Origin of the sequence: Halorubrum coriense DSM 10284, assembly GCF_000337035.1 — an archaeon.
Classification (GTDB): Archaea; Halobacteriota; Halobacteria; order Halobacteriales; family Haloferacaceae; genus Halorubrum; species Halorubrum coriense.
This window is the reverse complement of sequence record NZ_AOJL01000028.1, coordinates 16,132-28,933: the sequence shown is the minus strand read 5'-3', so window position 1 is coordinate 28,933 and position 12,802 is coordinate 16,132. Positions and strand designations below refer to the sequence as shown.

14 protein-coding genes are annotated in these 12,802 nt (G+C 73.1%); 9 read left to right on the top strand and 5 right to left on the bottom strand.

Features of this window, described 5'->3' with window-relative positions; all coding sequences use genetic code 11:
* Positions 1 to 23 precede the first annotated feature (23 nt).
* From C464_RS06890 to C464_RS06875, 4 genes are all read left to right on the top strand, one after another.
* A complete protein-coding gene (locus C464_RS06890; protein WP_006112911.1) occupies positions 24 to 737 on the top strand; it encodes an HAD family hydrolase in 714 nt (237 codons plus the stop codon).
* Positions 734 to 1,426, top strand: a complete 693-nt coding sequence (locus C464_RS06885; protein WP_006112910.1) for a class II aldolase/adducin family protein — start codon at positions 734 to 736, stop codon at positions 1,424 to 1,426. Before C464_RS06890 ends, C464_RS06885 begins: the two co-directional genes overlap by 4 nt.
* 81 nt (positions 1,427 to 1,507) lie before the next feature.
* Positions 1,508 to 2,479: a ribose 1,5-bisphosphate isomerase gene (locus C464_RS06880; protein WP_006112909.1), complete on the top strand. Its 972-nt coding sequence runs from the start codon at positions 1,508 to 1,510 to the stop codon at positions 2,477 to 2,479.
* Positions 2,476 to 3,729 (top strand): carbohydrate kinase family protein, encoded by a 1,254-nt coding sequence (locus tag C464_RS06875; RefSeq protein ID WP_006112908.1) that lies wholly within the window; start codon positions 2,476 to 2,478, stop codon positions 3,727 to 3,729. The genes C464_RS06880 and C464_RS06875 overlap by 4 nt, the downstream gene beginning before the upstream one ends.
* 45 nt (positions 3,730 to 3,774) lie before the next feature.
* On the opposite strand, the gene C464_RS06870 is transcribed toward C464_RS06875, so the two are convergent.
* Positions 3,775 to 4,380, bottom strand: coding sequence for a hypothetical protein (locus C464_RS06870; RefSeq protein ID WP_006112907.1), 606 nt, complete (start codon positions 4,378 to 4,380; stop codon positions 3,775 to 3,777).
* Between the two features lie 104 nt (positions 4,381 to 4,484).
* Positions 4,485 to 5,570, bottom strand: a complete 1,086-nt coding sequence (locus C464_RS06865; RefSeq protein WP_006112906.1) for an asparaginase — start codon at positions 5,568 to 5,570, stop codon at positions 4,485 to 4,487.
* Between the two features lie 261 nt (positions 5,571 to 5,831).
* Here C464_RS06865 and C464_RS06860 point away from each other — a divergent pair, with 261 nt between their 5' ends.
* From C464_RS06860 to C464_RS06850, 3 genes are all read left to right on the top strand, one after another.
* Positions 5,832 to 6,053 (top strand): hypothetical protein, encoded by a 222-nt coding sequence (locus C464_RS06860; RefSeq protein WP_049910931.1) that lies wholly within the window; start codon positions 5,832 to 5,834, stop codon positions 6,051 to 6,053.
* 220 nt (positions 6,054 to 6,273) lie between these two features.
* On the top strand, positions 6,274 to 7,932 hold the full coding sequence (locus C464_RS06855) for a DUF255 domain-containing protein (protein ID WP_006112904.1): 1,659 nt from the start codon (positions 6,274 to 6,276) through the stop codon (positions 7,930 to 7,932).
* Between the two features lie 125 nt (positions 7,933 to 8,057).
* Positions 8,058 to 8,864, top strand: a complete 807-nt coding sequence (locus tag C464_RS06850) for a TrmB family transcriptional regulator (protein WP_006112903.1) — start codon at positions 8,058 to 8,060, stop codon at positions 8,862 to 8,864.
* Between the two features lie 476 nt (positions 8,865 to 9,340).
* Here the strand turns inward: C464_RS06850 and mptA are convergent, their stop codons facing one another.
* Positions 9,341 to 10,267 carry a GTP cyclohydrolase MptA gene (mptA, locus tag C464_RS06845; RefSeq protein ID WP_006112902.1) on the bottom strand — a complete coding sequence of 309 codons (927 nt, stop codon included), beginning with the start codon at positions 10,265 to 10,267 and terminating at the stop codon, positions 9,341 to 9,343.
* Positions 10,268 to 10,474: 207 nt separating this feature from the next.
* Between mptA and C464_RS06840 the strand changes: the two genes are divergently transcribed.
* Together C464_RS06840 and C464_RS06835 are read left to right on the top strand one after the other, a co-directional pair.
* Entirely contained in the window at positions 10,475 to 10,768 is a 294-nt protein-coding gene (locus C464_RS06840; RefSeq protein ID WP_006112901.1) for a 50S ribosomal protein L21e, read from the top strand.
* Position 10,769: 1 nt separating this feature from the next.
* A complete protein-coding gene (locus tag C464_RS06835) occupies positions 10,770 to 11,126 on the top strand; it encodes an RNA polymerase Rpb4 family protein (RefSeq protein ID WP_006112900.1) in 357 nt (118 codons plus the stop codon).
* 99 nt (positions 11,127 to 11,225) lie between these two features.
* On the opposite strand, the gene C464_RS06830 is transcribed toward C464_RS06835, so the two are convergent.
* Positions 11,226 to 11,954 (bottom strand): class I SAM-dependent methyltransferase, encoded by a 729-nt coding sequence (locus C464_RS06830; RefSeq protein ID WP_006112899.1) that lies wholly within the window; start codon positions 11,952 to 11,954, stop codon positions 11,226 to 11,228.
* Positions 11,912 to 12,748: a hypothetical protein gene (locus C464_RS06825; RefSeq protein WP_006112898.1), complete on the bottom strand. Its 837-nt coding sequence runs from the start codon at positions 12,746 to 12,748 to the stop codon at positions 11,912 to 11,914. The genes C464_RS06830 and C464_RS06825 overlap by 43 nt, the downstream gene beginning before the upstream one ends.
* Between the last annotated feature and the right edge of the window lie 54 nt (positions 12,749 to 12,802).

Sequence of the window (12,802 nt, the reverse complement as noted above, 5' to 3'; positions counted from 1 at the left end):
TCGGAGCCGCGCCGAGTCGGCCCATGACCTACGAGGCGGTGCTCTTCGACCTCGACAACACGCTGTACCCGTACGCCCCGTGTAACGAGGCGGGCAAGCGGGCCGCGCTCGACGCCCTCCGCGAGCGCGGGTACGACCTCGACCGCGCGGCGTTCGACGACCTGTACGCGAGGGGGCGGCGCGAGGCGAAACGCGAGACGCGCACCACGGCCGCCTCCCACGACCGCCACGTCTACTTCAAGCGCGGGCTGTCCCTATACGCCGACGCGCCAGACTCCGCGAGCGCGCTGGCGGCCGGCGACGCCTACTGGGACGGCTACCTCGACGCCATGTCACTCTGTGACGGCGTCGAGGCGGTCTTCGACGCGCTCGACGCGGCGGGGACGGACGTCGCGGTCGTGACGAACCACACGACTCGGGTCCAACTGCGGAAGCTCACGCGCCTCGGGGTCGGTGACCGGATCGACCTGCTCGTCACCTCCGAGGAGGTGGGCCGCGAGAAGCCGAGCGCGCTCCCCTTCACGACCGCGCTCGCCGAACTCGACCGCCGACCGAGCGAGGTGTTGGCGGTCGGGGACAACGTCGAGACGGACGTGGTCGGCGCGAACGCCCTCGGGATCGACTCGGCGCTGTTCGTCGCCGACGGCGACGCGCCCGCGGAGGCGGACCTGACCGCGCGGCAGCGCTCGGACCACCGACTCGACGCGTTCGCCGACCTGACGGAGGTGGCGACGTGACTCGCGACGACTCCGACGCGGACGTCGACCCGGACGCGGACCCGGAGCTCCTGCGCGGGGCGCGCGAGGCGGTCGTCGAGCACGCGCCCGCGCTCGCCGAACTGACGCCCGCCCGGACCGGAAACCTGAGCGTCCGCGACGGCGATAGGGTGGCGGTCACGCCGACCGGCGTCCCCTACGACTCCTTCGACGCGGCGGACGTGCCCGTGGTGTCGCTGGACGGCGCGCGGCTCGCCGGCCGCATGGCTCCGTCGAGCGAGGTCCCGATGCACACGGGCATCTACCAGCACGACCGACCGGGCGCGATCGTCCACACGCACTCGCCGTGGGCGACGACGATGGCGACGCTCGGCCGGAAGCTCCCACCGGTCCACTACATGATCGCCGCGGTCGGCCGGGAGGTGCCCCTCGCCGACTACGCGCCGTACGGGACCGAGGAACTGGCCGCGAACGTCGTCGCCGCGATGGCCGAGGCCGACTCCGACGCCGCGATCTTAGCGAACCACGGCTTGGTCGTCACGGGGCCGGACGTCGAGACGGCGGTCGAGAACACCCGTCACGTCGAGGACATCTGCCGGCTCTACCTGCGCGCGTCGGCCGTCGGCGAGCCGCACGTCCTCTCCGACGAGCAGATGGCGGCCGTCGAGGAGCGCTTCGAGAGCTACGGGCAGCAGCCGGACGCGGAGTAGGGCAGCCGGACGCGGAGTGGATCCCGGCCGCTCCGGCAGTCGACCGGCCTTATAAATACAGGGGCAGGTTACGGGATCGGTATGACAGACACGGAGCCGGCACCGGCGGTCGCCGAGACCGCCGAGTCGATCGCGACGATGGAGATCCGCGGGGCGGCGACCATCGCCTCCGCGGCCGCCGAGGCGCTCGCCGAGCAGGCGGAGGCGGCGGCCGAGGCGGACGCGACCGCGGCCGACCCCGAGGCGTTCCGCGCCTCGATGCGCGCCGCGGCCCGGACCCTCCGCGAGACGCGCCCGACGGCGGTGTCGCTGCCGAACGCGCTCCGGTACGTCCTCCAGCGGATGGAGGGCGACTCGGTCGACCGGCTCCGCCGGAGCGTCGTCGACGCGAGCGAGGCGTTCGTCCGGCAGCTCGACCGCGCGCAGGAGGACCTCGGGCGGGTCGGGGCGAACCGCCTCACCGACGGCGACACGGTGATGACGCACTGTCACTCCACCGACGCGCTCGCGTGTATCGAGGCGGCCGTCGAGCAGGGGAAGTCGATCTCGGCGGTCGTCAAGGAGACGCGCCCCCGACAGCAGGGCCACATCACCGCCGAGCAGCTCCGCGACGCGGGCGTCCCCGTCACGCTCATCGTCGACTCCGCGGCGCGGCGGTACCTCGACGAGGTCGACCACGTCGTCGTCGGCGCGGACTCGATCGCCGCCGACGGCGGCGTCATAAACAAGATCGGCACGTCGGGGCTCGCGGTCAACGCCCGCGAGCGCGGGGTGCCGATCATGACCGCGGCGCAGACGATCAAGCTCCACCCCGAGACGCTGACGGGCCACACCGTCGAGATCGAGATGCGCGACGAGAGCGAGGTGATCGCGCCCGAGACCCGCGACGAGGTCGGCGAGATCGCGGTCGAGAACCCCGCGTTCGACGTGACGCCGCCGCGGTACATGGACGCGATCGTCACCGAACAGGGGCAGTTCCCGCCGGAGAGCATCGTGACGCTGATGCGGGAGCTGTTCGGCGAGGGCGCCGCCGAGCCGTGGGCGGAACCATGAGCGAGGGCGAGCGTCCCGCGGACGGCTCCGCCGCCCCCGACGAGGGCGGAGGAGGCGACGCGGGGTCCCCGGACGACGGCGGGGTCGACGACTGGGACGAGACCGTCGCGGAGTGGGACCGCGAGGTCGACGAGTGGGAGGGCGACGCCCCCGACGCCGCGGACGACGCGGGTGCCGCGGACGCCGCGAACGGGGGACTCGCGGACGACGACGCGGACGCCGCCCACGAGGGGCTCGGGGGCGACGACGCGGACCCTGCCGTCGACCGCGACCCCGACCTCAGCCCCGGCGACGCCCGCGTGCCGAAGGTCGTCGCCGCGGGCCACATCAACTGGGACGTGACGATCCACGTCGACCGGCTCCCCGAACCGGACGGCGAGACGCGGATCGACCGGCTCGAACAGTCCGGCGGCGGCAGCGCCGCGAACGTCGCGGTCGGGCTCGTCGACCTCGGCGGCCAGTCGGTCGTCTACGGCAGCGTCGGCGGCGACGAGTCGGGCGCGCTGGCGCTGCGCGAGCTCGCCAGCGCCGGCGTCGACCCCGGGCAGGTGCTCGTCGACGCCGCCGAGCCGACCTCGGTGAAGTACGTCGTCGTCGACGGCGACGGCGAGCTGCTCATGCTCGCGAACGACGGCGCGAACGAGTCGTTCTCCGCGGCCGGGCTCGACCGCGACACGCTCGCGGCCGCCGACCACCTCCACCTCACCGGGCAGCAGCCGGAGACCGCCGCGGCGCTCGCGACGGCGGCCGCCGAGGCGGGCGCGACCCGGAGCTTCGACCCCGGGCGGCGCGTCGCGGACCGCGAGTTCGACGCCGCGCTCCACGCCAGCGACGTGCTCTTCCTCAACGACCGGGAGGCCGACGCGCTCGCGGCCGCGACCGACGTCGACCCGTGGGAGCCGGACGACCGCGTCGTCGCGATCAAGCTCGGCGACGAGGGGGCGACGGTCCGCACGCCGCACGGTAGCGTCTCGCACCCCGGGTTCGACGTCGACCCGGTCGACACCACCGGCGCGGGCGACGCCTTCGCGGCCGGGTTCCTCGCGGCCGCGCTGCGGGAACCGGAGATCACCGCCGACGGGTTCTCGCACGACCCGCGCGACTATCAGGTGCCGATCCTGGTCGGCAACGCCTGCGGCGCGGTCGCGACCGAGTCCGTGACGGCGCGGACCGACCTCTCGTGGGACCGCGTCCGCGAGACGATGGGCGAGTCACCCGAGACGGACCTCCTCATCGAGGTCCGCGCCTGAGGCGTCCGCCACGCCGCTGCCGAGGGGTCGCCCGCCGCCGCGGACTCAGTCGTCGTTCCGCACCGTCCCCGTCTCGCCCCAGCCGTCGGTGACGGACAGCCGCGCCGCCTCCGGGAGCGGGTCGCTCGTGACTCGGAGCAGCGCGGCCGGGTAGGTGATCGCCTCGCCGCAGGCCACCTCCTCGTCTTGCGGCCCCCGAACCGTCGCGTCCGCGACGAGGGTTCCGTCCTCGACGGCGACCCCGCCGAACGCGACCTCGTCGTGACAGGTGGTCGGCCCGACGGACTCGAGGTAACAGAGCACGGACTCCTCGAAATCGGTCTCCTCGACGAAGGCGCGGACCGGGTCGGACGCCTCGGCGAGCAGCCACTCCGCGTCGCCCTCCTCGGCGATCACCACGCAGTAGCCGCGCCGTTCCGTCCGGCTCCACTCTTCGCGGAGGAGCGCGGTCTCGACCCGCTTGACCGCGGTCTCGACCTCGCCGTCGGTCCCGTCGCCGTTGGTTCCGTCGCTTCCGCCCCCGCCTCCGTCGCCGCCGTCGGTCCCGCTCCCGTCCGTACCCGGATCGCCGGCCCCGGTACACCCGGCGAGCGCGGCGGCGCTACCGGTCGCGATACCGTAGAGGGTCGTTCGTCGCGTGATATCGGTCATACCACGGGGTACGCGGCCGACACATAAGGACTTCGTGTAGGCGTAAACGCCTGTCTCACCAATCGCCTCGGGCGATGCCGCGGCGTTCGGCCGGCGACGACCGGTTACGCCGGAGCGAACAGCGCCTCGATCGCCTCGCCGTTGCGGCCGCCGTCGAGCCCGGCGGCGAGGCCGAGCGCGAGCGCGACGCGCGCCTTCGCGGCCGGGAGGTCGCCGGCGAACGTCACGCCGTGCTCCGCGAGCGTGACGGCACCGCCGGGGGTGCCGTACACCGGTTCCGTCGGCCCCACCGGCGGACGCCCGGCGACGACGACCGGGACCGACTCGACCGCCTCGCCGAGCGCGTCGCCGAGCGCGCCGGTGACGTTTCCGAGTCCGGTGCCCTCGACGACGACCCCGCCCACGTCCGCGTCGAGCGCGCGTTCGACCGCGCCCGCGCCGACGCCCGTCCCGGAGTGGATCACTGGCACCTCGGGGACGGCCGCCGCGGACTCGACCGCGTCCGCGAGCGGGTCGACTGAGACGCCGCGCTCGGGCGTGCGGACCAGACGCGAGGCGGCGCGGGTGAACGTCGCGACCGGTCCCGTCCCCGGCGAGGTCATCGTCGACAGCGCGTTGCTGTGGGCCTTCACCACGTCGCGGGCGGCGTGGAGCTCGTCGTCGAACGCGACGTGGACGCCCGGCGCGAACCGGCCGTCGGCGGCCGCCCGGACCGCGAGCGCGAGGTTCGCGGGCACGTCGCTGGCGGGCTCGTCGAGCCGGCGCTGCGCCCCCGTGACGACGACCGGCGCGTCGAGGTCCGTGAGGAGGTCCAGCGCGAACGCGGTGTCCGCGAGGGTGTCGGTCCCGTGCGTGACGACGACGCCGTCCGCGGGCTCGCCGTCCGCCCCGTCGACCGCCTCGCGCGCGGCGGCCGCGGTCGCGAGCACGTCTTCCCACCGGACGTCGAACCCGGGCCGTGAACACACCTCCCGAGTCGTCACCCGCGCGTGGTCGGAGACGGCCGGCACCGCCGCCACGAGGTCGTCGCCGGTCTTCTCCGGAGCTGCGCCGTCGGCGCTCGGCTCCGAGGCGATGGTGCCGCCGCAGGCGACGACCGCCACCCGCGGGCGGCCGCCGTCGGCGCGCGCGGCGGGGCGGTCTGGGTCTCTTCGGTCCTCGCGTCGATCGCGGCTGTCGGGGTCGGTCACGGTCCACCCTCACCGCCGACGGACAAAGCGGTTGGTGCCGCGGCAGTCGCTCGACCCCGGGTCCGCCGCGGCGCGGCCGCCGGACCGCGCCGAACCGAGCGGATCGGGGCGGATCTCGAAACAAAGTGTTAGCTGACTCGATAAACGGTTAAAACGTCTCTGAACGGTTTGTAAAACGACCCGATCGGTCGAGAAACGCCGTGAAATTCGTCGAACCCTCGGCGGGGTATATGTGGTCCCCCGCTGTACGCAGAAGCGTCCATGTCAACCCCCGCTCCCACGCAGATCGCCTCCGGCGAACGACTCGCCGGGCTGATGACCGGCACCGTCAAAGCCGCCGCCTTCTGGGCGGCCATCGCCATCCCGGCCGCGTACCCGGCCCTCCTGTACGCGGGACTCGACGGCGGCACCGGACGGCTGTTCGTCGCCCTGCTGTTCGCGAACGCGCTCGCGCTCGCGCTGGGCCACGATCACAAGCGCTGAGACCCGCGCCGAGCCCGACCCGCCCGCCCGTCCGACCGCCGAGGCGTCGCGTGGACACCGACGCCGCGCCCTCCCGCCCTCCTTCGGCCCGTTCTCCGCGGCCCCGCCGCCGCGTTTCGCCGCCCCTCCGGGCCGTCTTCGCGGAGTTCCTCTGTGTCCCTCTCGCGCCGTTCCCTTCCGCTCTCGAAGCGCTTACCCCGGCCCCGGTCCGACGACGGGTATGAGCGACGAGACTCGCGTCGAGTGGTGCGACTGGGGCCCGGAGGCGTTCGCCGAGGCTGACGAGCGCGACCGCCCGGTGCTGCTCTCGCTGTCGGCCACGTGGTGCGAGGGCTGTCACGAGATGGACGCGATCACCTACGCGGAGCCGCGGATCGCCGCCAACGTCAACGAGGGGTTCGTCCCCGTCCGCGTCGACGTCGACCGCCACCCGCGGGTGCGCGAGCGGTACAACATGGGCGGGTTCCCGACCACCGCCTTCCTCACGCCCGGGGGGAAACTGCTGACGGGCGCGGGCTACCTCGACGTCGACGGGATGCGGCAGGTCTTGGAGTCCGTCCGACAGATGTGGACCGACAAGGGTCGCGACGCGGGGCGCGTCCCCCGCGCGCTCGACGCCGACCTGCCGCCGAGCGGCGAGCTGACCGACGAGATAGAGAGCCACTTGGCCGGGCAGCTGGAGGTGAAGTACGACGCGGACCACGCCGGCTGGGGGACGGACGCGAAGTTCCCCGTACCCCGCACCGTCGAGTTCGCGCTGAAGCGCGACCGGAACCGCGCGCTCCGCACGCTCGACGCGGTCCGCGACCACCTCACCGACGACGTCGACGGCGGGTTCTTCCGCTACGCGGGGACGCCCGACTGGGGCGACGTCGCCTACGAGAAGCCGCTCGACACGAACGCCGCCGTGACTCGCGCGTTCGCGAACGCCTTCCTCTACACCGGCGACGAGGTCTATCTCGACCCCGCGCTCGACGCCGTCGGCTTCCTCACCGACGACCTCTGGACCGGCTACGGCGTCGGCGGCAGCCTCGGCCCCGGGCTCGGTCGCGCCTACTACGCCGCGCCCGCCGCGGACCGCGCGGACCTCGACGAGCCCCGCCGCGACCTGACGGTGTTCGCCGGCGGCAACGCGCTCGCCGCGGACGCGCTGCTCGCGGTGGCCGCCTACACCGACAACGAGGCGGCGCGGGAGTACGCGGACCGGATCCTCGACGGGCTCGAACGCGACCTGATCGACGTCGAGACCGGCGCGGTGACCCACTACCGCGGCGGCGACGACGCCGGCGAGACCGACCTGCTGGAGGACGCCGCCCGCGTCGTCGGGGCGTACGTCCGCGCCGCCGGCGTCCGCGGCGAGGGCGTCGACGTCGCCCGCGCGGTCGCGGACCGAGCGATCGACCGGCTGCGCGTCGACGGCTCGTTCGTCGACGGCCCGCGCTCCGGCTCGGGGCTGCTCGACCGGGCGTTCCGCCCGCTCGACGCCAACGTCGAGATGGCGACGGCGCTCCTCGACCTGGCGGCGCTGACCGGCGAGGACCGCTACCGCGAGGTCGCCCGGGAGACGGCCGAGGCGTTCGCCGGCGCGACCGAGCGGCTCGGCGTTCAGGTCGCCGCCTACGGGAGCCTCGCCGGTCGGCTCCGGCGGGGCACGACCGTCATCGCGGTCGGGACCGAGCCCGGCAGCGACCTCCACCGCGCCGCGTGGCGGGTCGCCGACCACGAGAAGGTGGTCGCGCCGAGCGCCCACGAGGCCGACGCGCCCGCGCCGCGGACGGTCCCCGAGGGGACCGCGGTCGTCCTCGCGGGCGACGCCGCCTCCGAGCCGGCGGAAACGCCGGCCGAGTTGATGGACCGGGTCGGCGACGCGGTGCGGTAAGGGTCGCGGAGGCGCCCCGCCGACCCGTCGGCGGGCTCCACGTCGAACGGCGGCTCGCCCGGTCCGTGTCGGCTCGGATCGTAAACGGGCGACGCGTTTATACCGGTGCCGGGGCATCCCCGTGTATGGCATCTCTCCGCGACCTGGGGCTCTCCGAGTACGAGGCCCGGGCGTACCGCGCGCTCCTCCGGACCGGCCCGACGACGGCCAAGGACCTCTCGCGGGCCAGCGAGGTCCCGATGGGCCGGATATACGACGTGCTCAACAGCTTGGAGCAGCACAACCTCGTCCGTAGCCAGGCCGCCAGCCGGCCGAAGAAGTACGTCGCGGTCGAGCCGGACGCCGCGCTCGACCGCCTGCTCGACGAGAAGAAGCGGGAGCTCCGGACGCAGGCCGAGCAGTACGAGTCGGTGGTCGACGAGCTGTCGTCCGAGCTCGACGCCGGCGAGCCCGTCGACGGCCAGTTCTGGACCGCGGCGGTCGGCGCGGAGGAGGCGACGGACCTCCTCTTGGAGCGGATCGCCGCGGCGGAGCGCCGCGTGGTCGTGGTCGCGGGCGCGCCGGCGACCGGCTTCGACCTCGGGACGGTCGGCGAGCGCGTGACCGCCGAGCTGGAGTCCGCGCTCGAACGCGGCGTGGAGATCCGCGTCCTGCTGTCGCCGGCGACGGTCGACGAGCTCCCGCGGAGCGTCGGCCGCCGGTACACCTCGGAGCTGGCCGAGGTGGACGGGTTCGAGGTCCGCACGTCGCCGGGCGTCGACGGGACATTCAACGTGTTCGACGAGATAGAGGTGTGTATCGAGGTGCCGCACCCGCTGTCGGCCGACGAGCCGTTCGCGATGATCGACGTGAAAGACGTGGAGTTTGCGACGAGCGTGAAAGAGCAGTTTGAGCCGCGGTGGGCCGAGGCGGAGCCGCTAACGTTCGGATAAGCGACTGGCGACGACTGTTTATGAACGAGGGTGCGGCGGCGCGTGCCGACGAGCGGCCGGAGGCTGCGAGTCGCACGCGCGAGGTCGTCGGGCTGCGCCCGACTGCCAGAGAATCTTCGATTCTTGCTGGAGTCAGTCGCCGGAGCGAAGCGAGGGCGACTGACGAGGCTGGGGAGGCGTGAGGTGCGGTCGCGGTGCTGTGCGGGGCGGGACTCAAATGGGCAGCCGCGAGGCGGGCGCAGGCGTTCACGAGAGCGAAGCTCTCGTGAGCCAATCAGAACGCTTTGCGTTCTGATGACGACGTAAGCACTGGAAGGAGCGAACGAAGTGAGCGACTGAAGCGCGCAACGAGCGTGCGCCCGCCTCGCGGCTGGGGCTTTGGAACTGTTCTCCCCAGCGCTACTGGCTGCTTATAACCAACCACCGGAAACGCGTCGACTTACTCAGCAACGCTCAGCGACCGCGACAGGACGCACTTATCGGTCGAGTTCGCCGCGGAGGTCGCCCATCGTGACCTCGCGTTCCGCGTGAGCGTTGTGCTGGTGGATCGACTCGTCGTTCGACTGTTTCATGCGGATCACGGCGTCGTCGGAGAGGTGGCCGAACTCCTCGACGGTCCCCTCGGCGAGCGCGCGGACGCAGTCCTCGACGAACTTCGCGTCGGCGTGGGCCTCGTAGGTCATGTGGTCCTCGTCGGGCCGCTTCGCCATGTTGTAGATGCGCGCGCTCATCGAGTCGCGGGCGATGTCGATCACGTCTCGGAGGTCGACGTCCGGGTGTCCGTCGGTCGTGATCGTCAGCGTCGCGTGGCCGCGCTGGGAGTGGCCCGGCTGCGGGACGGCGTCGAGGAACTCCTCGGTCGTCTCCTCGTCGACGCCCAGCTGAGCGAGCTTGTCGCGGGCTCGCGACTCGCTCATCCCCTGCGAGCAGGGGCAGACGGTCATCCCGGTGACCTCCGCGCCGATCTCCTCGCGCGTCCCGTCCTCCGTCGCCTCGGCGCTGGCGACGATGGTCGCCGTGCTCTGCGTCTCGATGTCGGAGGCGGGGGTGTTCTCGCGGGTGACGAGCTCCGCCGTCATCGACACCTCGGCGGTGGTGGTGTAGTCGTGCTTCTCGAGGAGCCGCTCGGCGGCGTCGCCGCAGACGTCCTCGACGCGGTACGCCTCTTCCCGGGTGATGTCCTCGAGGATCTCGTCGACCGTCGCGAGGTTCCGCGACATGTCGATCCCCTTGCGACCGCTCGGGAGGTCGACGAACACTTCGAACTCTGCCATGAGGACGATCGGCCGCTTGTCGCCGCGCGCCAGCTTGACGAGTTTCTCCACGCCGGTGACGCCGACCTGCGAGAGCCCGACCGTGACGTCGGGGGACGACGCCTGTACGTCCGGCAGCTGATGACTCATTACCAACATGATAGGGACTCTCGGGATTAGCCCTTTCGAAAGGGGGAGGTACGTCTGGTAGTCGCGCGCGTGCGCTCCGGTCGCGCGTGCGATTCCGGTCGCGCGTGCGAGCCGGACGCACCGCCGGTTCCCGCGTGTGAGACGCCCACGTTCCGCGGGTCGTAACGCACGATTTATAACGGCGGCAGCGGAAGGTGTCCCAAGACCATGCCGAGTTCCAATGGGCCACAGAAGGCGACTCGCGACAAGCTCTCGAACAAACCCCGCAACCGCGGCACCTCCCCGCCGCAGCGAGCGATCCAGGAGTTCGACGAGGGGTCGCAGGTCCACCTCAAGATCGACCCGAGCGTCCCCAAGGGCCGCTTCCACCCGCGCTTCGATGGCCGGACGGGCACCGTCGTCGGCAAGCAGGGGTCGGCGTTCAAAGTCGAGATTCCGGACGGCGGCAAGACGAAGACCCTCATCGTCACCGCCGCCCACATGCGGGCCCAGCAGAACTGAGATGACGATCTTCAAAGAGAAGATCGACGAGGAGTACGTCACCACCTCCGAGGCCAAGGAGATCCTCGTGGAGATCGAAGACGAGCGCGCGGCCGACGAGGAGCGCGATCTCCGCTACGAGCTGGCCCGCGCGATCGAACACGTCAACCGCTTCGCGGAGCTCGACGCCGACGAGTCCCGCGAACTCGTCGAGGAGCTGACCGACCTCGATCAGGTCGACGTGCCGACCGCCGTGAAGATCACCGACCTGCTCCCCGAGGACCGCACGGAGCTCCGCTCGGTGTTCGCGCAGGAGCGCTACTCGCTCGACGGCGAGGAGCTCGACGAGATCCTCGACGTCGTCGCGAAGTACGCCTGACCGCGGGTCCCTCCGGCCCGACGGGGCGAGGCGGCTCGCCGACGCGTTCTCTCAGACGTCCGCCCGCAGAGCGGGTCGCACGCCCCGGACCCGCGCCCGTCATCGGTCGCGACCGGCCTCGACGGCGATCGTCCCGAAGACGCGCCGCTCGCGCTCGCGGACCGCGGCGCGGTCGTCGAGCGCCCGCCGCGCCGCGGCGGTCCGCGCCGCCAGTTCGCCGAGGGGATCGTCGGTCCGCGCGTCGAAGAGGCGACCGTTCAGCGCCACGAACGTCCGGAGCGCGGCGTTCGCCGCCCGGTTTCCCTCCGGGACGAACGCTGCGACGACGACCGCGTCCGCGAGGTCGCACCACCGGCTCACCACCCGGTACGGGTCGGCGAAGAGCGACGTGACGAACGTCGCGAGGACGCCGTCCGCGGCCGCGACCGGCGGGCGCTCGGCGTCGGCCTCGACGAGCGAGACGTTCTCCCAGCCGCGCCGCTCGACGAGCCCCGCCGCGCGGTCGAGCATCCGCGGCGAGACGTCGACGCCGACGACGCGCCCGCGCCGGCCGACGGCGCCGCGGAGCGCGGGGAGGTTCACTCCCGGCCCGCAGCCGAACTCGACGACCGCGTCGCCCGGGGCGAGATCCAGCGCGTCGACGCAGGCGGCGCGGACGCCGCCGACGGACGCCGTGGCCCGCGCGAACCAGTCGTAGGCGCGGGCCCACGCGTCGTAGCTGCGGCGGATCCGGCGCAGTCGCGTCCCATCTCGCGGCGCGGTGTCCCCTGAGCCGCCGTCGGGGGTCACGAGTCGACGCCGAGGGCCGCCGGCGGCGTCTTCGGCCACCACCGCGCCGGCCCGTCGCGGGCGACCGTCGAGTGACACTGCTCCGAGTCCGTACAGCCCCGCGGCCGCTGGTAGGCGATCCCCCGCTCGGCCAGGTACGACACGTACCCGTCGTCGACGCGGTCCAGCTTCTCGTGACACACCCAGCGGTCGCCGCACGTCCCGGCCGCGACGTTCCGGTACGGGCAGGTGAACGTCGTGCGTTCGGCCCCGCTCTCCGACGCGGTCTCGTCGATCCGCACGCCGACGGCCCGGTACGCGAGCCGGAGCCGCCGGACGACCGCGCTCGGCGACGACGCGCCGAGGAACAGCCCGTGCGCGAGCGCGTACCCGAAGTCGTGGAGCAGCCGCTCGCCCCGCGTCAGCGACGCCCGCTCCCCCTCCAGCCGCGACCGCAGGGTGCCGTACCACTCCGCTATCTCGCGGACGTCGTCGCGCAGCGCCGCGGCCTCCGCGAGCGCTGCCCGCCGCTCTGTCAGGGCCGTGGGACCGTCGGAGAGGCGGAACGACGGCACCGCCTCGACGTGTTCGAGCACCCGCTCGCGGAGGCAGTCGCCGTCCGCGTGCGCCGCGGCGCGTCGGCGGAGTTCGGGGTACCAGTCCCGAATCAGCGCGCCGTACGCGCCGTCGAGGAGGTCGTCGACCCGTCCGAGGTCCGCTGCCCCGTTCGCCTCGCCGCGATCCGCCTCGCCCGTCCCGCCGCGGCCCGCCCCGTTCGCTTCGCCCGTCTCGGCGGTCGCTCCGGGGAACGCCTCGACGAGCCGCACCACCGCCGCCGGCTCCGGTTTCGCCATGGTACCATGTGGCACTCGACGCTCTTGAATCCGCCCGTCGGGGGTCGCGGTCGC